Origin of the sequence: Streptomyces sp. NPDC093097 (assembly GCF_044754325.1) — a bacterium.
GTDB lineage: Bacteria > Actinomycetota > Actinomycetes > Streptomycetales > Streptomycetaceae > Streptomyces.
Genome location: NZ_JBIVOW010000006.1, coordinates 139,210 through 159,838 on the forward strand (window position 1 = coordinate 139,210; position 20,629 = coordinate 159,838).

General features: G+C 66.4%; 29 protein-coding genes and 1 pseudogene. 29 read left to right on the forward strand and 1 reads right to left on the reverse strand.

Going from position 1 to position 20,629, the window contains the following annotated elements; translation table 11 throughout:
- The first annotated feature begins 42 nt into the window (after positions 1–42).
- The 6 genes from ACIQE0_RS12875 (at position 43) to tuf (ending at position 9,335) form a co-directional block, all read left to right on the forward strand.
- A complete protein-coding gene (locus ACIQE0_RS12875; protein WP_366329813.1) occupies positions 43–3,942 on the forward strand; it encodes a DNA-directed RNA polymerase subunit beta' in 3,900 nt (1,299 codons plus the stop codon).
- Between the two features lie 202 nt (positions 3,943–4,144).
- Positions 4,145–4,633, forward strand: a complete 489-nt coding sequence (locus ACIQE0_RS12880) for a DUF1707 and DUF4190 domain-containing protein (RefSeq protein ID WP_366329814.1) — start codon at positions 4,145–4,147, stop codon at positions 4,631–4,633.
- A gap of 348 nt (positions 4,634–4,981) precedes the next feature.
- Complete coding sequence (gene rpsL / locus ACIQE0_RS12885) at positions 4,982–5,353, forward strand: 30S ribosomal protein S12 (RefSeq protein ID WP_003948652.1); 372 nt, start codon at positions 4,982–4,984, stop codon at positions 5,351–5,353.
- A gap of 2 nt (positions 5,354–5,355) precedes the next feature.
- Positions 5,356–5,826, forward strand: a complete 471-nt coding sequence (rpsG, locus tag ACIQE0_RS12890) for a 30S ribosomal protein S7 (RefSeq protein ID WP_018538761.1) — start codon at positions 5,356–5,358, stop codon at positions 5,824–5,826.
- Positions 5,827–5,865: 39 nt separating this feature from the next.
- Positions 5,866–7,986 carry an elongation factor G gene (gene fusA, locus ACIQE0_RS12895; RefSeq protein WP_366329815.1) on the forward strand — a complete coding sequence of 707 codons (2,121 nt, stop codon included), beginning with the start codon at positions 5,866–5,868 and terminating at the stop codon, positions 7,984–7,986.
- 155 nt (positions 7,987–8,141) lie between these two features.
- Positions 8,142–9,335 (forward strand): elongation factor Tu, encoded by a 1,194-nt coding sequence (gene tuf / locus ACIQE0_RS12900; protein ID WP_344580557.1) that lies wholly within the window; start codon positions 8,142–8,144, stop codon positions 9,333–9,335.
- 256 nt (positions 9,336–9,591) lie between these two features.
- Here the strand turns inward: tuf and ACIQE0_RS12905 are convergent, their stop codons facing one another.
- Positions 9,592–9,834 (reverse strand): thioesterase domain-containing protein, encoded by a 243-nt coding sequence (locus tag ACIQE0_RS12905; protein WP_402331192.1) that lies wholly within the window; start codon positions 9,832–9,834, stop codon positions 9,592–9,594.
- A gap of 63 nt (positions 9,835–9,897) precedes the next feature.
- Between ACIQE0_RS12905 and ACIQE0_RS12910 the strand changes: the two are divergent.
- The 23 genes and pseudogenes from ACIQE0_RS12910 to rplO all read left to right on the forward strand — a co-directional run.
- A pseudogene (locus ACIQE0_RS12910) lies at positions 9,898–10,059 on the forward strand (alpha-hydroxy-acid oxidizing protein); the annotation flags it as partial.
- A 74-nt stretch (positions 10,060–10,133) separates the two neighbouring features.
- Positions 10,134–10,334 carry a hypothetical protein gene (locus ACIQE0_RS12915; protein WP_402331194.1) on the forward strand — a complete coding sequence of 67 codons (201 nt, stop codon included), beginning with the start codon at positions 10,134–10,136 and terminating at the stop codon, positions 10,332–10,334.
- Positions 10,335–10,840: 506 nt separating this feature from the next.
- A complete protein-coding gene (gene rpsJ, locus ACIQE0_RS12920; protein ID WP_003948644.1) occupies positions 10,841–11,149 on the forward strand; it encodes a 30S ribosomal protein S10 in 309 nt (102 codons plus the stop codon).
- A gap of 14 nt (positions 11,150–11,163) precedes the next feature.
- Complete coding sequence (gene rplC, locus ACIQE0_RS12925) at positions 11,164–11,808, forward strand: 50S ribosomal protein L3 (RefSeq protein WP_018538758.1); 645 nt, start codon at positions 11,164–11,166, stop codon at positions 11,806–11,808.
- Positions 11,809–11,816: 8 nt separating this feature from the next.
- Entirely contained in the window at positions 11,817–12,467 is a 651-nt protein-coding gene (gene rplD / locus ACIQE0_RS12930) for a 50S ribosomal protein L4 (RefSeq protein ID WP_366329816.1), read from the forward strand.
- Positions 12,467–12,790, forward strand: a complete 324-nt coding sequence (gene rplW, locus ACIQE0_RS12935; RefSeq protein ID WP_016571055.1) for a 50S ribosomal protein L23 — start codon at positions 12,467–12,469, stop codon at positions 12,788–12,790. Before rplD ends, rplW begins: the two co-directional genes overlap by 1 nt.
- Positions 12,791–12,829: 39 nt before the next feature.
- A complete protein-coding gene (gene rplB / locus ACIQE0_RS12940; protein WP_016571056.1) occupies positions 12,830–13,666 on the forward strand; it encodes a 50S ribosomal protein L2 in 837 nt (278 codons plus the stop codon).
- Between the two features lie 12 nt (positions 13,667–13,678).
- Positions 13,679–13,960 carry a 30S ribosomal protein S19 gene (gene rpsS / locus ACIQE0_RS12945; protein ID WP_016571057.1) on the forward strand — a complete coding sequence of 94 codons (282 nt, stop codon included), beginning with the start codon at positions 13,679–13,681 and terminating at the stop codon, positions 13,958–13,960.
- Positions 13,961–14,004: 44 nt separating this feature from the next.
- A complete protein-coding gene (gene rplV, locus ACIQE0_RS12950) occupies positions 14,005–14,352 on the forward strand; it encodes a 50S ribosomal protein L22 (RefSeq protein WP_004571827.1) in 348 nt (115 codons plus the stop codon).
- Entirely contained in the window at positions 14,352–15,173 is an 822-nt protein-coding gene (rpsC, locus tag ACIQE0_RS12955) for a 30S ribosomal protein S3 (RefSeq protein ID WP_066980863.1), read from the forward strand. The genes rplV and rpsC overlap by 1 nt, the downstream gene beginning before the upstream one ends.
- A 5-nt stretch (positions 15,174–15,178) precedes the next feature.
- Positions 15,179–15,598: a 50S ribosomal protein L16 gene (rplP, locus tag ACIQE0_RS12960; RefSeq protein WP_366329817.1), complete on the forward strand. Its 420-nt coding sequence runs from the start codon at positions 15,179–15,181 to the stop codon at positions 15,596–15,598.
- Positions 15,598–15,822, forward strand: coding sequence for a 50S ribosomal protein L29 (gene rpmC, locus ACIQE0_RS12965; protein ID WP_384101756.1), 225 nt, complete (start codon positions 15,598–15,600; stop codon positions 15,820–15,822). Before rplP ends, rpmC begins: the two co-directional genes overlap by 1 nt.
- Entirely contained in the window at positions 15,822–16,103 is a 282-nt protein-coding gene (gene rpsQ, locus ACIQE0_RS12970) for a 30S ribosomal protein S17 (protein WP_109281737.1), read from the forward strand. Before rpmC ends, rpsQ begins: the two co-directional genes overlap by 1 nt.
- A gap of 99 nt (positions 16,104–16,202) precedes the next feature.
- Positions 16,203–16,571: a 50S ribosomal protein L14 gene (rplN, locus tag ACIQE0_RS12975; RefSeq protein WP_003998823.1), complete on the forward strand. Its 369-nt coding sequence runs from the start codon at positions 16,203–16,205 to the stop codon at positions 16,569–16,571.
- A gap of 3 nt (positions 16,572–16,574) precedes the next feature.
- Entirely contained in the window at positions 16,575–16,898 is a 324-nt protein-coding gene (gene rplX / locus ACIQE0_RS12980) for a 50S ribosomal protein L24 (RefSeq protein ID WP_402331199.1), read from the forward strand.
- Positions 16,898–17,458, forward strand: a complete 561-nt coding sequence (rplE, locus tag ACIQE0_RS12985) for a 50S ribosomal protein L5 (protein WP_274915075.1) — start codon at positions 16,898–16,900, stop codon at positions 17,456–17,458. Before rplX ends, rplE begins: the two co-directional genes overlap by 1 nt.
- 5 nt (positions 17,459–17,463) lie before the next feature.
- On the forward strand, positions 17,464–17,649 hold the full coding sequence (locus tag ACIQE0_RS12990; RefSeq protein WP_003956452.1) for a type Z 30S ribosomal protein S14: 186 nt from the start codon (positions 17,464–17,466) through the stop codon (positions 17,647–17,649).
- A 239-nt stretch (positions 17,650–17,888) separates the two neighbouring features.
- Positions 17,889–18,287 (forward strand): 30S ribosomal protein S8, encoded by a 399-nt coding sequence (rpsH, locus tag ACIQE0_RS12995; protein WP_039635369.1) that lies wholly within the window; start codon positions 17,889–17,891, stop codon positions 18,285–18,287.
- A gap of 21 nt (positions 18,288–18,308) precedes the next feature.
- Entirely contained in the window at positions 18,309–18,848 is a 540-nt protein-coding gene (rplF, locus tag ACIQE0_RS13000; RefSeq protein WP_366329820.1) for a 50S ribosomal protein L6, read from the forward strand.
- Positions 18,849–18,851: 3 nt separating this feature from the next.
- Positions 18,852–19,235, forward strand: a complete 384-nt coding sequence (gene rplR, locus ACIQE0_RS13005; protein ID WP_366329821.1) for a 50S ribosomal protein L18 — start codon at positions 18,852–18,854, stop codon at positions 19,233–19,235.
- A 46-nt stretch (positions 19,236–19,281) separates the two neighbouring features.
- Entirely contained in the window at positions 19,282–19,884 is a 603-nt protein-coding gene (rpsE, locus tag ACIQE0_RS13010) for a 30S ribosomal protein S5 (protein ID WP_016571065.1), read from the forward strand.
- Complete coding sequence (gene rpmD / locus ACIQE0_RS13015) at positions 19,884–20,066, forward strand: 50S ribosomal protein L30 (protein ID WP_366329822.1); 183 nt, start codon at positions 19,884–19,886, stop codon at positions 20,064–20,066. Before rpsE ends, rpmD begins: the two co-directional genes overlap by 1 nt.
- A 1-nt stretch (position 20,067) precedes the next feature.
- Positions 20,068–20,523 (forward strand): 50S ribosomal protein L15, encoded by a 456-nt coding sequence (rplO, locus tag ACIQE0_RS13020; protein WP_366329823.1) that lies wholly within the window; start codon positions 20,068–20,070, stop codon positions 20,521–20,523.
- Positions 20,524–20,629: the final 106 nt, after the last annotated feature.

Below are 20,629 nucleotides of genomic sequence, written 5' to 3' on the forward strand. Positions count from 1 at the left end.
TACAGACCATCTAGATACGACCCTGAGAGGGATTGACGCATAGTGCTCGACGTCAACTTCTTCGACGAGCTGCGGATCGGCCTCGCCACCGCTGACGACATCCGTCAGTGGTCCCACGGTGAGGTCAAGAAGCCGGAGACCATCAACTACCGCACCCTCAAGCCCGAAAAGGACGGTCTCTTCTGCGAGAAGATCTTCGGTCCTACCCGGGACTGGGAGTGCTACTGCGGTAAGTACAAGCGTGTCCGCTTCAAGGGCATCATCTGCGAGCGCTGCGGCGTCGAGGTCACTCGCGCCAAGGTGCGTCGTGAGCGGATGGGCCACATCGAGCTGGCCGCTCCCGTTACCCACATCTGGTACTTCAAGGGTGTCCCGAGCCGGCTGGGCTACCTGCTGGACCTCGCGCCCAAGGACCTCGAGAAGGTCATCTACTTCGCCGCCTACATGATCACGTGGGTGGACGATGAGCGCCGTACGCGCGACCTGCCCTCGCTGGAGGCCCATGTCTCCGTCGAGCGCCAGCAGATCGAGCAGCGCCGCGACTCCGACCTGGAGGCCCGCGCCAAGAAGCTCGAGACCGACCTGGCCGAGCTGGAGGCCGAGGGCGCCAAGGCGGATGTCCGCCGCAAGGTGCGCGAGGGTGCCGAGCGTGAGATGAAGCAGCTGCGCGACCGCGCGCAGCGCGAGATCGACCGTCTCGACGAGGTCTGGAACCGCTTCAAGAACCTCAAGGTCCAGGACCTGGAGGGCGACGAGCTCCTCTACCGCGAGCTGCGTGACCGCTTCGGCACGTACTTCGACGGTTCGATGGGCGCCGCCGCGCTGCAGAAGCGGCTGGAGACCTTCGACCTGGACGAGGAGGCCGAGCGCCTCCGCGAGATCATCCGGACCGGCAAGGGCCAGAAGAAGACCCGTGCGCTCAAGCGCCTGAAGGTCGTCTCCGCCTTCCTGCAGACCCGCAACAGCCCCAAGGGCATGGTGCTGGACTGCATCCCGGTGATCCCGCCGGACCTGCGTCCGATGGTGCAGCTGGACGGTGGCCGCTTCGCGACCTCCGACCTGAACGACCTGTACCGCCGTGTCATCAACCGCAACAACCGCCTGAAGCGGCTTCTCGACCTCGGCGCGCCCGAGATCATCGTGAACAACGAGAAGCGCATGCTCCAGGAGGCCGTCGACGCGCTCTTCGACAACGGCCGCCGCGGCCGCCCGGTGACGGGCCCCGGCAACCGTCCGCTGAAGTCCCTCAGCGACATGCTCAAGGGCAAGCAGGGTCGATTCCGTCAGAACCTGCTCGGTAAGCGTGTGGACTACTCCGCGCGTTCCGTCATCGTCGTCGGCCCGCAGCTGAAGCTGCACCAGTGCGGTCTGCCCAAGGCCATGGCGCTGGAGCTCTTCAAGCCGTTCGTGATGAAGCGCCTGGTGGACCTCAACCACGCGCAGAACATCAAGTCGGCCAAGCGCATGGTCGAGCGCGGCCGCACCGTGGTGTACGACGTCCTCGAAGAGGTCATCGCCGAGCACCCGGTGCTGCTGAACCGTGCGCCCACCCTGCACCGCCTCGGCATCCAGGCCTTCGAGCCGCAGCTGGTCGAGGGCAAGGCCATCCAGATCCACCCGCTCGTCTGCACCGCGTTCAACGCGGACTTCGACGGTGACCAGATGGCCGTGCACCTGCCGCTCTCCGCGGAGGCGCAGGCCGAGGCCCGCATCCTGATGCTGTCCTCGAACAACATCCTCAAGCCGGCCGACGGCCGTCCGGTCACCATGCCGACCCAGGACATGGTGCTGGGCCTCTTCTTCCTCACCACGGACGAGGAGGAGCGCGAGGTCAAGGGTGAGGGCCGCTCGTTCTCCTCGGTCTCCGAGGCGATCATGGCCTTCGACGCCCGCGAGCTCTCGCTCCAGGCGAAGGTCGACATCCGCTTCCCGATCGGCACCGTGCCGCCGCGTGGCTGGACCCCGCCGGCCCCGGTCGAGGGCGAGCCGGAGTGGCAGCAGGGCGACGGCTTCCGGCTGCGGACGACCCTGGGGCGCGCGCTCTTCAACGAGCTGCTGCCCGAGGACTACCCGTTCGTCGACTACTCGGTGGGCAAGAAGCAGCTCTCCGCGATCGTCAACGACCTGGCCGAGCGCTACCCGAAGGTCATCGTGGCGGCGACGCTCGACAACCTGAAGGCGTCCGGCTTCTACTGGGCCACCCGTTCCGGCGTCACCGTCGCCGTCTCCGACATCGTCGTGCCGGAGGCCAAGAAGGCGATCGTCTCCGGCTACGAGGCCCAGGACGAGAAGGTCCAGAAGCAGTACGAGCGCGGTCTGATCACCAAGGACGAGCGCACGCAGGAGCTCATCAACATCTGGACCAAGGCGACCAACGAGGTTGCCGAGGCGATGAATGAGAACTTCCCGAAGACCAACCCCATCTTCATGATGGTGGACTCGGGTGCGCGCGGAAACATGATGCAGATGCGTCAGATCGCCGGTATGCGTGGTCTGGTGTCGAACGCCAAGAACGAGACGATCCCGCGTCCGATCAAGGCGTCCTTCCGCGAGGGTCTGTCCGTGCTGGAGTACTTCATCTCCACCCACGGTGCCCGTAAGGGTCTGGCGGACACCGCTCTGCGTACCGCCGACTCCGGTTACCTCACCCGTCGTCTGGTCGACGTCTCCCAGGACGTCATCATTCGCGAGGAGGACTGTGGCACCGAGCGCGGTCTGAAGCTGCGGATCGGTTCGAAGGGCGCGGACGGCATCCTGCGCAAGGCGGACGACGTCGAGTCCTCCGTGTACGCGCGGATGCTCGCCGAGGACGTCGTGGTCGACGGCAAGGTCGTCGCCCCGGCCAACGTCGACCTCGGTGACGTGCTGATCGACCAGCTCATCGCGCACGGCGTCGAGGAGGTCAAGACCCGCTCGGTCCTGACCTGTGAGTCCGCGGTCGGCACCTGTGCCTACTGCTACGGCCGTTCGCTGGCCACCGGCAAGCTGGTCGACATCGGTGAGGCGGTCGGCATCATCGCCGCCCAGTCCATCGGTGAGCCCGGCACCCAGCTGACGATGCGTACCTTCCACACCGGTGGTGTGGCCGGTGACGACATCACCCTGGGTCTGCCGCGTGTCGTCGAGCTCTTCGAGGCCCGTACGCCCAAGGGTGTCGCCCCGATCTCGGAGGCGGCCGGCCGCGTCCGGATCGAGGAGACCGAGAAGACCAAGAAGGTCATCGTCACGCCGGACGACGGCAGCGACGAGACGGCCTACCCGGTCTCCAAGCGGGCCCGCATGCTGGTGTCCGAGGGTGACCACGTCGAGGTCGGCCAGCCGCTGACCGTCGGTGCGATCAACCCGCACGACGTGCTGCGGATCCTGGGTCAGCGTGCCGTCCAGGTCCACCTGGTCGGCGAGGTCCAGAAGGTCTACAACAGCCAGGGCGTGGCGATCCACGACAAGCACATCGAGATCATCATCCGGCAGATGCTGCGCCGCGTGACGATCATCGAGTCCGGCGACGCGGAGCTGCTGCCGGGCGAGCTGGTGGAGCGCTCGAAGTTCGAGGGCGAGAACCGTCGCGTGGTGGCGGAAGGCGGCCACCCGGCCTCCGGCCGTCCGCAGCTGATGGGTATCACCAAGGCTTCGCTGGCGACGGAATCCTGGCTGTCGGCCGCCTCCTTCCAGGAGACGACCCGAGTCCTGACGGATGCGGCGATCAACGCCAAGTCCGACAGCCTCATCGGCCTCAAGGAGAACGTCATCATCGGTAAGCTCATCCCGGCCGGTACGGGCCTGTCCCGCTACCGCAACATCCGGGTCGAGCCCACCGAGGAGGCCAAGGCCGCGATGTACTCGGCCGTCGGTTACGACGACATCGACTACTCGCCCTTCGGCACCGGCTCCGGCCAGGCGGTCCCGCTGGAGGACTACGACTACGGTCCGTACAACCAGTAAGCACGCCGTTCCGTCCGCAGGGCGGTCACCCCACCGGGGTGGCCGCCCTGCGGCGTTTGCTCCCTTGGGGAACTTGTTCTCCCATTGCCGCGTCTGTGATGAGAGGATGGGGACAACTGTTGAGCGGGGGGAGGTTCGCGACATGGCATTCCAGCCGTGGCAGGGTGGGCAGCCTGCTCAGAACCCATATCAGGCGCCTGTCATGCGTGCCTCGCACGCCGATCGCGAGCGGGCGGTCGATGTGCTGAAGGCGGGTTTCGCGGAGGGCCGGCTCGCCCAGCCCGAGTACGAGCAGCGGATCTCCCGCGCGTACCAGGCGCAGACCCACGCGGAACTGCAGACGCTGGTCGCGGATCTGCCCCAAGGGCCGGTGCCGCAGGCGCAGTTCGCGCCGCGGCCGGCGGCGCCCGCCATGCCGGCGACGTTCCTTCCCATGCCGATGCCGATGCCGCAGTCGACCAACGGCTCCGCCACGGGCGCCCTGGTCTGCGGGCTGCTCTCCCCGTTCACCTGGGGGCTGACGTCGATCCCCGCGGTGATCCTGGGGCACAAGGCGCGGGGCGAGATCCGGCGCACGGGGGAGCGGGGAGACGGCCAGGCGATCGCCGGATTGCTCATCGGTTGGCTCGGGATCGGTGCCTGGGCACTGTTCTTCCTGGTGATGGTGCTGCTCGCGGTGACCCGCGGCTGAGGGCCGTGTGCCGTCTTCCGTAGGGCTCGGGGACGCACTACGGTGGCCGCAGCGTCGGGGGCGTCCGGCGTGTCCTTCGCGTGTGCATTTGTTTTGACCGCAGCCAATGCTGTAGGTACGCTCTGACCTTGTGCCTGGGGTGTCCCTGGGCTGCCGTGCGCGCCTTCTCCCGCCAGTTTGCCGGCCGGAGAGTCCCGGCAGCGCGGCAGCCGGGTTTTGACACCGCAATCTGCCGCCGTCCTCGTTCCAGCGAGGCAGGTCTGCAGTATTCGACACACCCGACCGCGTGGGTCGGGGAATGTTCCGGGTTAGCTTTACCGAGACTGGCACACAGAAACCGGAGAAGTAGTGCCTACGATCCAGCAGCTGGTCCGTAAGGGCCGGCAGGACAAGGTCGAGAAGAACAAGACGCCCGCACTTGAGGGTTCGCCCCAGCGCCGTGGCGTCTGCACGCGTGTGTTCACGACCACCCCGAAGAAGCCGAACTCGGCCCTGCGTAAGGTCGCGCGTGTGCGTCTGACCAGTGGGATCGAGGTCACCGCTTACATTCCGGGTGAGGGCCACAACCTGCAGGAGCACTCGATCGTGCTCGTGCGCGGCGGCCGTGTGAAGGACCTGCCGGGTGTTCGGTACAAGATCATCCGCGGCTCCCTCGACACGCAGGGCGTCAAGAACCGCAAGCAGGCTCGCAGCCGCTACGGCGCCAAGAAGGAGAAGTAAGAATGCCTCGTAAGGGCCCCGCCCCGAAGCGCCCGGTCATCATCGACCCGGTTTACGGCTCCCCCCTGGTGACCTCCCTCATCAACAAGGTGCTGCTGAACGGCAAGCGCTCCACCGCTGAGCGCATCGTCTACGGCGCCATGGAGGGTCTGCGTGAGAAGACCGGCACCGACCCGGTCATCACGCTGAAGCGCGCGCTGGAGAACATCAAGCCGACCCTTGAGGTCAAGTCCCGCCGTGTCGGTGGCGCGACCTACCAGGTCCCGGTCGAGGTCAAGCCTGGCCGTGCCGCCACGCTGTCGCTCCGCTGGCTCGTGGGCTACTCCCGCGCCCGCCGCGAGAAGACCATGACCGAGCGCCTCATGAACGAACTGCTCGACGCCTCCAACGGCCTCGGCGCTTCGGTCAAGAAGCGTGAGGACACGCACAAGATGGCCGAGTCCAACAAGGCCTTCGCGCACTACCGCTGGTAGTCGCAACCCCCATCGAGACCGAGAGAAGACTGAGCCACTATGGCTACCACTTCGCTTGACCTGGCCAAGGTCCGCAACATCGGGATCATGGCCCACATCGACGCGGGCAAGACGACCACCACCGAGCGGATCCTGTTCTACACCGGTGTTTCTTACAAGATCGGTGAAGTCCACGACGGCGCTGCCACGATGGACTGGATGGAGCAGGAGCAGGAGCGCGGCATCACGATCACGTCTGCCGCGACGACCTGCCACTGGCCGCTGGAGAACGTCGACAACACCATCAACATCATCGACACCCCGGGCCACGTCGACTTCACCGTCGAGGTGGAGCGCTCGCTGCGCGTGCTCGACGGTGCGGTGACGGTGTTCGACGGCGTCGCCGGTGTCGAGCCCCAGTCGGAGACCGTCTGGCGCCAGGCGGACCGCTACGGCGTTCCGCGCATCTGCTTCGTCAACAAGCTTGACCGCACGGGCGCCGAGTTCCACCGCTGCGTCGACATGATCACGGATCGCCTGGGCGCGACCCCGATCGTGATGCAGCTGCCGATCGGTGCCGAGGCCGACTTCAAGGGTGTCGTCGACCTCGTCAAGATGAAGGCGCTGGTCTGGTCCGCCGAGGCGGCCAAGGGCGAGATGTACGACACCGTCGACATCCCGGACACGCACATCGAGGCTGCCGAGGAGTACCGCGGCAAGCTGCTCGAGGTCGTCGCCGAGAACGACGAAGAGGTCATGGAGCTCTACCTGGAGGGCCAGGAGCCCACCGAGGAGCAGCTCTACGCCGCGATCCGTCGTATCACCATCGCCTCCGGCAACGCCGACGTCACCACCGTCACGCCGGTGTTCTGCGGTACCGCGTTCAAGAACAAGGGCGTGCAGCCCCTGCTCGACGCGGTCGTGCGCTACCTCCCCTCTCCGCTGGACGTCGAGGCCATCGAGGGCCACGCCGTCAACAACGCGGACGAGGTCATCAAGCGCAAGCCGTCCGAGGACGAGCCGCTGGCCGCCCTCGCGTTCAAGATTGCGAGCGACCCCCACCTGGGCAAGCTCACCTTCATCCGGGTGTACTCGGGCCGCCTCGAGGCCGGCACGCAGGTGCAGAACTCGGTGAAGGGCAAGAAGGAGCGCATCGGCAAGATCTACCGGATGCACGCGAACAAGCGTGAGGAGATCGACGCGGTGGGTGCCGGCGACATCGTCGCCGTCATGGGTCTGAAGCAGACCACCACCGGTGAGACCCTCTGCGACGCGGGTTCCCCGGTGATCCTCGAGTCGATGGAGTTCCCGGCTCCGGTCATCCAGGTCGCCATTGAGCCCAAGTCCAAGGGCGACCAGGAGAAGCTGGGTGTCGCCATCCAGCGTCTCGCCGAGGAAGACCCCTCGTTCCAGGTGCACACCGACGAGGAGACCGGCCAGACCATCATCGCGGGTATGGGCGAGCTGCACCTCGACGTGCTGGTCGACCGTATGAAGCGTGAGTTCCGGGTCGAGGCCAACGTCGGCAAGCCGCAGGTCGCCTACCGCGAGACCCTGCGCAAGGCGGTCGAGCGTCTCGACTACACGCACAAGAAGCAGACTGGTGGTTCCGGCCAGTTCGCGAAGGTGCAGATCGCCATCGCGCCGCTCGAGGGCGACGGGTACGAGTTCGAGAACAAGGTCACCGGTGGCCGCATCCCGCGGGAGTACATCCCGTCCGTGGACGCGGGCTGCCAGGAGGCCATGGAGTTCGGTGTTCTCGCCGGCTACCCGCTGACCGGTGTCAAGGTCACGCTCCTCGACGGCGCCTTCCACGAGGTCGACTCGTCGGAAATGGCGTTCAAGATCGCCGGTTCGATGGCCTTCAAGGAGGCTGCCCGCAAGGCCAGCCCGGCCCTGCTCGAGCCGATGATGAAGGTCGAGGTCACCACGCCCGAGGACTACATGGGCGACGTGATCGGCGACATCAACTCCCGCCGTGGTCAGATCCAGTCCATGGAGGACCGCGCCGGCGCCAAGCTCGTCACGGGTCTGGTGCCGCTCTCGGAGATGTTCGGCTACGTCGGAGACCTCCGCAGCAAGACGTCGGGTCGCGCGAGCTACTCGATGCAGTTCGACTCCTACGCCGAGGTTCCCAAGAACGTCGCCGAGGAGATCATCGCCAAGGCCAAGGGCGAGTAACTCACTCCCTGAGTTCACGCTCTAGGCTTGACTCCGGGTCCACCGGGGCATTCCGCCGCAACCGTGGAGGAATGCCCCCGGGCCCGGGCTATCCAGCAAAGATCACCTGGCGCCGATGAGTAAGGCGTACAGAACCACTCCACAGGAGGACCCCAGTGGCGAAGGCGAAGTTCGAGCGGACTAAGCCGCACGTCAACATCGGCACCATCGGTCACATTGACCACGGTAAGACGACCCTCACGGCCGCCATTACCAAGGTGCTGCACGACGCGTACCCGGACCTGAACGAGGCCTCGGCCTTCGACCAGATCGACAAGGCTCCTGAGGAGCGCCAGCGCGGTATCACCATCTCCATCGCGCACGTCGAGTACCAGACCGAGACGCGTCACTACGCCCACGTTGACTGCCCCGGTCACGCGGACTACATCAAGAACATGATCACGGGTGCCGCGCAGATGGACGGCGCCATCCTCGTGGTCGCCGCCACCGACGGCCCGATGCCGCAGACCAAGGAGCACGTGCTCCTGGCCCGCCAGGTCGGCGTTCCGTACATCGTTGTCGCCCTGAACAAGGCCGACATGGTGGACGACGAGGAGATCCTGGAGCTCGTCGAGCTCGAGGTCCGTGAGCTCCTCTCCGAGTACGAGTTCCCCGGCGACGACGTTCCGGTCGTCAAGGTCTCCGCTCTGAAGGCCCTCGAGGGCGACAAGGAGTGGGGCAACTCCGTCCTCGAGCTGATGAAGGCCGTCGACGAGTCGATCCCGCAGCCCGAGCGCGACGTCGACAAGCCGTTCCTGATGCCGATCGAGGACGTCTTCACGATCACCGGTCGTGGCACCGTCGTCACCGGTCGTATCGAGCGCGGCATCCTCAAGGTCAACGAGACCGTCGACATCATCGGCATCAAGCAGGACAAGACCTCGACCACCGTCACCGGTATCGAGATGTTCCGCAAGCTGCTCGATGAGGGCCAGGCCGGTGAGAACGTCGGTCTGCTGCTCCGCGGCATCAAGCGCGAGGACGTCGAGCGCGGCCAGGTCATCATCAAGCCGGGCTCGGTCACCCCGCACACCGAGTTCGAGGCGCAGGCCTACATCCTGTCCAAGGACGAGGGTGGCCGCCACACGCCGTTCTTCAACAACTACCGTCCGCAGTTCTACTTCCGTACGACTGACGTGACCGGTGTTGTGACCCTCCCCGAGGGCACCGAGATGGTCATGCCGGGTGACAACACCGAGATGAAGGTGGACCTCATCCAGCCTGTCGCCATGGAGGAGGGCCTGAAGTTCGCCATCCGTGAGGGTGGTCGGACCGTCGGCGCCGGCCAGGTCACCAAGATCGTCAAGTAAGACGGTCTCCGGTTGATCCGGTAGCAGTTCGGGAAGCCCCGCTCACCGCAAGGTGGGCGGGGCTTTCTGCTGTTCTGTCGCGGTTCTTGCTGCTGCTTGTGTGGCTTTTGTTGCTTGGGCTGCTTGTGCTTCGGTCTGGTGAACTCGCTTTTGTGGACGGCCTGTTGGCTGTCATGGGGGCTGTCGACGCAGGGGGTCGGGCCGTATGGCACCGCGGGGGCGATGCCATACGGCCCGGCCCGCGGGCGTCAGCGGCTCAGTCACTCCGAGACGGCATCCCAGGTCTGGCGGAGGATGTCGGGCCGGATCTGGGCGGTCCCTCGTCGCCGTCGATCGTGTGCGCAGGGTGCGTTGTGGCGGCGAGCGTGAGGTCCTGCCGGTGCGGTGGATAGGCGTCCAAGAGGACCAGGGTGCCTGTCTGCTCGTCGGTGGCGCGCAGTTGGACGGCCATCTCCTGCGCCACCACGCCGCCGAAGGGCCAGCCCGGCCCCGGCTTCACTGAGCCCGCGGGACCTGGCGCTCGCGGCCGCCGTGAAGGTGCCCTAGGGCGTCTGCCTACCGCCAACTGATCTGCCCCGACGGCGAGTTGGCGGCGACGCGGGCCGCCCGGCAGGCCGGGGTGCCGTTCGCCATCGGCGCCCTGAGCAGCTATCCGCTGGAGGGGGTCGCCGCGGCAGCCGGCCGCTCCTGGTTCCAGCTTTACGGGCTGCGCGTCGACGAGAAGGTCTTGGCCATGGCGGCGGCCCTGGGCTGGAGCCACACGAGACGCTGCGCGCCCCTACGCGCCTCCCGCTGGCGGTGTGCTTCGCGGTCGGCGGCCGCCTGCTGGAGCACGGCGCCCGCGAGCACCGGGGGCTGTGGGCGCCGCCGCACCACGTCTCAGCCGACGCGCCCCCGTGCAACGTCATGCGGCTGCCCTTCAGCCACCTCCTGCCGGACGGGATCGACGAGGTCCTCGACCGGCTCGCCGCCTTCGTCCGCGAGCAGGCGCGTGGCTGACCCGGACCTCGCCCGGTGTCCGGCCGCTCCCGCCGGCCGAACGCTGGGCGTCCCTGTGGTATAGAGCCCTGCCCCGGCAGTGGCCACCCTGAGCTGCGGACGCTCGCACGCGGTGACGGAGGGGCCGGCCTCGGGCAACTCCTCCGTGTCGTCGGGTAAGCTCTCCCACTTCAGTTGGCCAGTGGTGTCCCCCGTGTGGCACACTGGCCAGGTTGCTCGGTTGAGTGCCGATGCTGCGCGCCTCCCGCCGGGAGGACTGGAAGCGAGTCCCAGGTATTCGTCGCCTCTTTTCAGGGGCGGAAGTACGGGAATCTTCCGGGAAGTGTCAGCGGGGTGCCTCTTCCAGGCGCCCGGTGGGTGTTCTTCCCCCACGCTCTCCTCCTTGAGGGATCTTCCGTGCGGAGATTTACGAGAAGGAGCGCGACACGCCCGACCGCGTGGGTCGGTGAAGAACGGTGACCTCCCGGGTCCCAGAGCGTTACGAGAGACAGGACTACGAAGTAGCCATGGCGGGACAGAAGATCCGCATCCGGCTCAAGGCCTACGACCACGAGGTCATCGACTCCTCGGCGAAGAAGATCGTCGAGACGGTGACCCGCACTGGTGCGTCGGTCGCGGGCCCGGTGCCGCTGCCCACTGAGAAGAACGTGTACTGCGTCATCAAGTCGCCGCACAAGTACAAGGACTCGCGCGAGCACTTCGAGATGCGCACGCACAAGCGCCTGATCGACATCCTCGACCCGACGCCCAAGACCGTTGACTCGCTGATGCGCCTGGACCTTCCGGCCGGCGTTGACATCGAGATCAAGCTCTGAGAGGCGCGGAAGAGATGGCTAAGCAGATCAAGGGGCTCCTGGGCGAGAAGCTCGGCATGACCCAGGTCTGGGACGAGAACAACCGTGTCGTCCCGGTGACCGTGGTGAAGGCCGGCCCCTGCGTCGTTACCCAGGTGCGCACCAATGACCAGGACGGCTACGACTCCGTCCAGATCGCCTTCGGCGAGATCGACCCGCGCAAGGTGAACAAGCCCCTCAAGGGCCACTTCGCGAAGGCCGACGTCACCCCCCGCCGCCACCTCGTCGAGGTTCGTACCGCTGACGCGAGCGAGTACACCCTCGGCCAGGAGCTGAGCGCCGACGTCTTCGAGGCGGGCGTGAAGGTGGACGTGACCGGCAAGAGCAAGGGCAAGGGCTTCGCCGGTGTCATGAAGCGTCACGGCTTCGGCGGTGGCAAGGCTTCGCACGGTGCCCACCGCGTGCACCGCAAGCCGGGCTCCATCGGTGGCTGCGCCACCCCGGGCCGCGTGTTCAAGGGCATGCGGATGGCCGGCCGTATGGGCAATGAGCGGGTCACCACCCAGAACCTGACCGTCCACGCCGTTGACGCGGAGAAGGGTCTGCTCCTCATCAAGGGCGCAGTTCCTGGTCCGAACGGCGGCCTCGTCCTGGTCCGTACCGCGGCCAAGGGGGCCTGAGGTAACCGATGAGCACCATTGACATCCTTTCGCCGGCAGGCGACAAGGCCGGGACCGTCGAGCTCCCCACGGAGATCTTCGACGCGAAGGTCAGCATTCCGCTGATCCACCAGGTCGTCGTCGCGCAGCTGGCCGCTGCCCGTCAGGGCACGCACAAGACCAAGACCCGCGGCGAGGTCCGTGGCGGTGGCAGGAAGCCGTACCGCCAGAAGGGCACCGGCCGTGCGCGCCAGGGTTCGACCCGTGCGCCGCAGTTCGCCGGTGGTGGCGTCGTCCACGGCCCCGTGCCGCGTGACTACAGCCAGCGGACCCCGAAGAAGATGAAGGCCGCCGCCCTGCGCGGTGCGCTGACCGACCGGGCCCGCCACAGCCGCATCCACGTCGTCTCCGGCGTGGTCGACGGCGCGGTGTCCACCAAGGCCGCCAAGGGCCTGTTCGGCAAGATCAGCGACCGCAAGAACGTGCTGCTGGTCGTCGAGCGCTCCGACGAGGCCGCGTGGCTGTCCGCCCGTAACCTGCCCCAGGTCCACATCCTGGAGCCGGGCCAGCTGAACACGTACGACGTGCTCGTCTCCGACGACGTGGTCTTCACCAAGGCCGCCTTCGAGTCCTTCGTGTCTGGCCCCAAGGCCGTTGAGACCGAAGGGAGCGACGCCTGATGAGTGAGGCCGTCGTCACCAGCAAGACCTTCACGGACCCGCGTGACGTCCTCGTCAAGCCGGTTGTGTCCGAGAAGAGCTACGCGCTGCTGGACGAGAACAAGTACACGTTCATCGTCGCGCCCGGCTCGAACAAGACCCAGATCAAGCAGGCCGTCGAGGCGGTCTTCTCGGTCAAGGTCACCGGGGTCAACACGATTAACCGTCAGGGTAAGCGCAAGCGCACCAAGACCGGTTTCGGTAAGCGCGCTGACACCAAGCGCGCCATCGTGACCCTCGCCGAGGGCGACCGTATCGACATCTTCGGCGGCCCGGTCTCCTAACGGAGTCCGAGTCGTCCGGAATCGGACGAGGACTGAGAAATGGGTATCCGCAAGTACAAGCCGACGACCCCGGGCCGTCGTGGCTCCAGCGTCGCCGACTTTGTCGAGATCACGCGGTCCACGCCGGAGAAGTCGCTGGTCCGCCCGCTGCACAGCAAGGGCGGCCGTAACAACGCCGGTCGTGTGACCGTTCGCCACCAGGGCGGTGGCCACAAGCGCGCCTACCGCGTGATCGACTTCCGTCGTCACGACAAGGACGGCGTGCCGGCCAAGGTCGCGCACATCGAGTACGACCCCAACCGCACCGCGCGCATCGCGCTGCTGCACTACGCGGACGGCGAGAAGCGCTACATCATCGCGCCGCGCGGCCTGCAGCAGGGTGACCGGATTGAGAACGGCGCTGGCGCCGACATCAAGCCGGGCAACAACCTGCCGCTGCGCAACATCCCGGTCGGTACGACCATCCACGCCATCGAGCTGCGGCCCGGCGGCGGCGCGAAGTTCGCCCGCTCCGCGGGTGCCTCCGTGCAGCTGCTGGCGCGTGAGGGCTCCATGGCCCACCTGCGCATGCCGTCCGGCGAGATCCGCCTGGTCGACGTCCGCTGCCGCGCCACTGTCGGCGAGGTCGGCAACGCCGAGCAGTCGAACATCAACTGGGGCAAGGCCGGCCGTATGCGCTGGAAGGGCGTCCGCCCGACCGTGCGTGGTGTCGTGATGAACCCGGTTGACCACCCGCACGGTGGTGGTGAGGGCAAGACTTCCGGTGGTCGCCACCCGGTCTCGCCCTGGGGCAAGAAGGAGGGTCGTACTCGCTCGCCGAAGAAGGCCAGCAACAAGTACATCGTCCGCCGCCGCAAGACGAACAAGAAGCGCTAGGAGCGGGTTTAGATGCCGCGCAGTCTCAAGAAGGGGCCCTTCGTCGACGACCACCTCGCCAAGAAGGTGGACGTACAGAACGACGCAGGCACCAAGAACGTCATCAAGACCTGGTCCCGCCGCTCCATGATCGTCCCGGCCATGCTCGGCCACACGATCGCGGTGCACGACGGCCGCAAGCACGTCCCGGTGTTCGTCACCGAGTCGATGGTCGGCCACAAGCTCGGCGAGTTTGCGCCGACCCGCACCTTCCGCGGCCACGAGAAGGACGACCGCAAGTCGCGTCGTCGCTGATCGACCGGAGTGCGAAGACTATGACTGACACCGAAGGGACAACCATGGAAGCCAGGGCCCAGGCGCGGTACATCCGCGTCACGCCCATGAAGGCCCGCCGCGTGGTGGACCTTATCCGTGGCATGGATGCCACGGAGGCTCAGGCGGTCCTGCGTTTCGCCCCGCAGGCCGCGAGCGTGCCGGTGGGCAAGGTGCTGGACAGCGCCATTGCCAACGCCGCGCACAACTACGACCACACCGACGCCTCTTCGCTGGTCATCAGCGAGGCGTACGTGGATGAGGGCCCGACCCTGAAGCGGTTCCGTCCGCGTGCCCAGGGCCGTGCCTACCGGATCCGTAAGCGGACCAGCCACATCACCGTGGTCGTCAGCAGCAAGGAAGGAACCCGGTAATGGGCCAGAAGGTAAACCCGCACGGGTTCCGGCTCGGTGTGACGACGGACTTCAAGTCCCGTTGGTACGCCGACAAGCTGTACAAGGACTACGTCAAGGAAGACGTCGCCATTCGTCGCATGATGACGAAGGGCATGGAGCGCGCCGGTATCTCCAAGGTGGAGATCGAGCGCACCCGTGAGCGCGTCCGCGTTGACATCCACACCGCTCGCCCGGGCATCGTCATCGGTCGCCGCGGCGCCGAGGCCGACCGCATCCGCGGTGAGCTGGAGAAGCTGACCGGCAAGCAGGTCCAGCTGAACATCCTCGAGGTCAAGAACCCCGAGACCGATGCTCAGCTGGTCGCCCAGGCCGTCGCCGAGCAGCTCTCCTCCCGCGTCTCCTTCCGTCGCGCCATGCGTAAGAGCATGCAGTCGACGATGAAGGCCGGCGCCAAGGGCATCAAGATCCAGTGCGGTGGCCGTCTCGGCGGCGCCGAGATGTCCCGCTCGGAGTTCTACCGCGAGGGCCGTGTGCCCCTGCACACGCTCCGCGCCAACGTCGACTACGGCTTCTTCGAGGCCAAGACCACCTTCGGTCGCATCGGCGTGAAGGTCTGGATCTACAAGGGCGACGTCAAGAACATCGCCGAGGTGCGTGCCGAGAACGCTGCCGCCCGTGCGGGTAACCGCCCGGCCCGCGGTGGCAACGAGCGCCCGCGCCGCGGTGGCGAGCGTGGCGGTCGCGGCCGTAAGCCGCAGCAGCAGGCTCCGGCAGCCGAGGCCCCCAAGGCCGAGGCCGCTGCCGCTGCTCCGGCGGAGAACCCTGGAACGGAGGGCTGACCGACATGCTGATCCCTCGCAGGGTCAAGCACCGCAAGCAGCACCACCCGAAGCGGAACGGTATGGCCAAGGGCGGTACCGAGCTTGCCTTCGGTGAGTACGGCATTCAGGCCGTCACCCCGGCCTACGTGACGAACCGGCAGATCGAGTCCGCTCGTATCGCCATGACCCGTCACATCAAGCGTGGCGGCAAGGTGTGGATCAACATCTACCCCGACCGTCCGCTGACGAAGAAGCCGGCCGAGACCCGCATGGGTTCCGGTAAGGGTTCTCCGGAGTGGTGGATCGCGAACGTCAAGCCCGGTCGGGTGATGTTCGAGCTGTCCTTCCCGAACGAAAAGGTTGCCAAGGAGGCGCTGACCCGCGCCGCCCACAAGCTTCCGATGAAGTGCCGCATCGTGCGGCGCGAGGCAGGTGAGTCGTGATGGCGGCCGGTACCAAGGCGACCGAGCTGCGCGAGCTGAACAACGAGGACCTCGTTGCCAAGCTTCGTGAGGCCAAGGAGGAGCTGTTCAACCTCCGCTTCCAGGCGGCGACCGGACAGCTCGAAAACCACGGCCGGCTGAAGGCCGTCCGCAAGGACATCGCCCGGATCTACACCCTGATGCGTGAGCGTGAGCTGGGCATCGAGACGGTGGAGAACGCCTGATGAGCGAGAAGAACGTGACTGAGAAGACCGAGCGCGGCTTCCGCAAGACCCGTGAGGGTCTGGTCGTCAGCGACAAGATGGACAAGACCGTCGTCGTCGCAGTCGAGGACCGCGTCAAGCACGCGCTGTACGGCAAGGTCATCCGCCGTACCAACAAGCTCAAGGCACACGACGAGCAGAACGCTGCGGGCGTCGGCGACCGCGTCCTCCTCATGGAGACCCGGCCGCTGTCCGCGACGAAGCGTTGGCGCGTCGTCGAGATCCTCGAAAAGGCCAAGTAATCCCTCCTAGGGGGACCCCCTAGGAACAGTTCCGCCAGGCTCGGCAGGTGTTTCCCAGGAAGCACCTGCCGGGAACCGGCAGACATTCAGGAGATAGACGTGATCCAGCAGGAGTCGCGACTGCGCGTCGCCGACAACACTGGTGCGAAGGAGATCCTTTGCATCCGTGTTCTCGGTGGTTCCGGTCGCCGCTACGCGGGCATCGGTGACGTCATCGTCGCCACCGTCAAGGACGCGATCCCCGGTGGCAACGTGAAGAAGGGTGACGTCGTCAAGGCCGTCATCGTTCGCACCGTCAAGGAGCGCCGCCGTCCGGACGGCTCGTACATCCGCTTCGATGAGAACGCGGCCGTCATCCTCAAGAACGATGGCGACCCCCGCGGCACCCGTATCTTCGGCCCCGTGGGCCGTGAGCTGCGCGAGAAGAAGTTCATGAAGATCATCTCGCTCGCGCCGGAGGTGCTGTAACCGATGAAGATCAAGAAGGGCGACCTGGTCCAGGTCATCACCGGTAAGGACAAGGGCAAGCAGGGCAAGGTCATCGCGGCCTTCCCCCGCGAGGACCGTGTCCTGGTCGAGGGTGTCAACCGGGTCAAGAAGCACACCAAGGCCGGACAGACCGCTCGTGGTTCGCAGACCGGCGGCATCGTGACGACCGAGGCCCCCGTCCACGTCAGCAACGTGCAGCTGGTCGTGGAGCAGGACGGCAAGAAGGTCGTTACCCGCGTCGGGTACCGCTTTGACGACGAGGGCAACAAGATCCGCGTTGCCAAGCGGACCGGTGAGGACATCTGATGACTGCCACCACCAACGCGCCGCGTCTGAAGACGCGCTACCGCGAAGAGATCGCCGGGAAGCTGAAGGACGAGTTCTCCTACGAGAACGTCATGCAGATCCCCGGTCTGACCAAGATCGTGGTCAACATGGGTGTGGGCGACGCCGCCCGCGACTCCAAGTTGATCGAGGGCGCCGTGCGCGACCTCACCACGATCACCGGCCAGAAGCCGGCCGTCACCAAGGCCCGTAAGTCCATCGCGCAGTTCAAGCTGCGTGAGGGCCAGCCGATCGGTGCCCACGTCACCCTCCGCGGTGACCGCATGTGGGAGTTCCTGGACCGCCTGCTGTCGCTGGCGCTGCCGCGCATCCGCGACTTCCGTGGTCTGTCCCCGAAGCAGTTCGACGGTCGGGGCAACTACACCTTCGGTCTCACCGAGCAGGTCATGTTCCACGAGATCGACCAGGACAAGATCGACCGTACCCGGGGTATGGACATCACCGTGGTCACCACGGCGACCAACGACGACGAGGGCCGTGCCCTGCTTCGTCACCTCGGCTTCCCGTTCAAGGAGGCGTGAGCGAGATGGCGAAGAAGGCTCTGATTGCCAAGGCTGCTCGCAAGCCGAAGTTCGGTGTGCGCGCGTACACCCGCTGCCAGCGCTGCGGCCGCCCGCACTCCGTGTACCGCAAGTTCGGCCTGTGCCGCGTGTGCCTTCGTGAGATGGCTCACCGTGGCGAGCTGCCGGGCGTGACCAAGAGCTCCTGGTAATCCCCTAGTTGGGATTACCGGAGGCTCTCGGTAAGCAATCGGTTGGCGGGCGCCCCGACCCACTTCCCGTAGGGTAGAAGGGTTTGGGCGTCCCGCCGCCCGAGACCGACCGCGGGTACGCACCCGCATAACGTCGCTTACTACGCCGTAGGTCCCCGTGCCGCACCCGTCCCGACCCAGATCGGGGAGAGGGATGGCGCATATAGGAAACCCCGGCGAGAGAGGCCGAAGGCCAATTCATGACCATGACTGATCCCATCGCAGACATGCTGACCCGTCTGCGGAACGCGAACTCGGCGTACCACGACACCGTGGCGATGCCGCACAGCAAGATCAAGTCGCACATCGCGGAGATCCTCCAGCAGGAGGGTTACATCACCGGCTGGAGCGTCGAGGACGCAGAGGTTGGCAAGAACCTCGTCCTGGAGCTGAAGTTCGGCCCGAACCGTGAGCGCTCGATCGCCGGCATCAAGCGAATCTCGAAGCCGGGTCTGCGGGTCTACGCAAAGTCCACCAACCTGCCGAAGGTCCTCGGCGGCCTGGGCGTGGCGATCATCTCCACGTCCCACGGTCTCCTGACCGGCCAGCAGGCCAGCAAGAAGGGCGTGGGTGGGGAAGTCCTCGCCTACGTCTGGTAACAGGGAACGGAGGAAGAGCTAATGTCGCGCATTGGCAAGCTGCCCATCCAGGTTCCCGCTGGTGTGGACGTCACCATCGAGGGCCGCACGGTCAACGTGAAGGGTCCCAAGGGCTCCCTTTCGCACACCGTCGCGGCGCCCATCGAGGTCGCCAAGGGTGAGGACGGCGTCATCGCCGTCTCCCGCCCGAACGACGAGCGTCAGAACAAGGCCCTCCACGGCCTGTCCCGCACGCTGGTGGCGAACATGATCACCGGCGTGACCCAGGGCTACGTGAAGAAGCTCGAGATCAGCGGTGTTGGTTACCGCGTCCAGGCCAAGGGCTCCAACCTGGAGTTCTCCCTGGGCTACAGCCACCCGATCCTGATCGAGGCGCCCGAGGGCATCTCCTTCAAGGTCGAGACGCCGACGAAGTTCAGCGTCGAGGGCATCGACAAGCAGAAGGTCGGCGAGGTCGCCGCGAACATCCGCAAGCTGCGGAAGCCCGACCCGTACAAGGCCAAGGGCGTCAAGTACGAGGGCGAAGTCATCCGCCGCAAGGTCGGAAAGGCGGGTAAGTAAGCCATGGCATACGGTGTGAAGATCGCTAAGGGCAACGCCTACAAGCGCGCTGCTGCCAAGCGTCGCCACATCCGGATCCGGAAGCGGATTTCGGGTACGCCCGAGCGTCCCCGTCTGGTCGTGACTCGCTCCAACCGCGGCATCTTCGCCCAGGTCATCGACGACATTCAGGGTCACACCCTGGCGTCGGCGTCGACCCTGGACGCGTCGATCCGTGGTGGCGAGGGCGACAAGAGCGCTCAGGCCCAGAAGGTTGGCGCCCTGGTTGCCGAGCGTGCCAAGGCCGCCGGTGTCGAGGCCGTCGTGTTCGACCGCGGTGGCAAGCAGTACGCCGGGCGGATTGCCGCTCTGGCCGACGCCGCCCGCGAAGCCGGGCTGAAGTTCTAAGCCCCGGTTCCGGAGCTAGCGGACGTAACAGAGAGAGGTAAATCCAATGGCTGGACCCCAGCGCCGCGGCAGCGGTGCCGGTGGCGGCGAGCGGCGGGACCGGAAGGGTCGCGACGGTGGCGCTGCCGCCGAGAAGACCGCGTACGTTGAGCGCGTTGTCGCGATCAACCGCGTCGCCAAGGTTGTCAAGGGTGGTCGTCGCTTCAGCTTCACCGCGCTCGTCGTGGTGGGCGACGGTGACGGCACCGTAGGTGTCGGTTACGGCAAGGCCAAGGAAGTTCCGGCTGCCATCGCCAAGGGCGTGGAAGAGGCCAAGAAGAACTTCTTCAAGGTCCCCCGTATCGCCGGTACCGTCCCGCACCCGATCCAGGGCGAGAAGGCTGCGGGCGTCGTCCTGCTCAAGCCGGCTTCCCCCGGTACCGGTGTGATCGCCGGTGGCCCGGTGCGCGCCGTCCTGGAGTGCGCGGGCATCCACGACGTGCTGAGCAAGTCGCTCGGTTCGTCGAACCCGATCAACATCGTGCACGCCACGGTGACGGCGCTCAAGGGCCTGCAGCGGCCCGAGGAGATCGCCGCCCGTCGTGGCCTGCCGCTGGAGGACGTGGCCCCCGCCGCTCTGCTGCGGGCGCGTGCAGGGGTGAGTGCGTAATGGCTCGCCTCGAAATCACGCAGGTCAAGTCTGTGATCGGCAGCAAGCAGAACCACCGCGAAACCCTGCGCTCGCTTGGTCTGAAGCGGATCAACGACGTGGTTGTCAAGGACGACCGTCCCGAGTACCGCGGCATGGTGCACACCGTCCGCCACCTCGTGTCGGTCAAGGAGGTCGACTGACATGGCGGAGAGCAACCCGCTGAAGGTCCACAACCTCCGGCCCGCCCCTGGCGCCAAGACCGCCAAGACCCGTGTCGGTCGTGGTGAGGCGTCCAAGGGTAAGACCGCTGGTCGTGGTACCAAGGGCACCAAGGCCCGTTACCAGGTTCCGGAGCGCTTCGAGGGTGGGCAGATGCCCCTCCACATGCGCCTCCCGAAGCTGAAGGGCTTCAAGAACCCCGCCCACAAGCAGTTCCAGGTCGTGAACCTGGACCGGCTGGCCGCGCTCTACCCGCAGGGTGGCGAGGTCACGGTGGCCGACCTGGTCGCCAAGGGTGCGGTGCGCAAGAACGAGCTCGTCAAGGTCCTGGGCCAGGGCGAGATCTCCGTGGCGCTGACGGTGACGGTTGACTCCGTCTCCGGCTCCGCCAAGGAGAAGATCACCGCCGCCGGCGGCAGCGTCACCGAGCTTCTCTGAGCTCGTTGGTCCAACTGACCGGGGATGCCCCTCGCTTGGGGCATCCCCGGTCAGTCGTTCCACGGGGCAACGGTCGCCGGTAAGGTGGCCTGCACTGTTTGTCTTG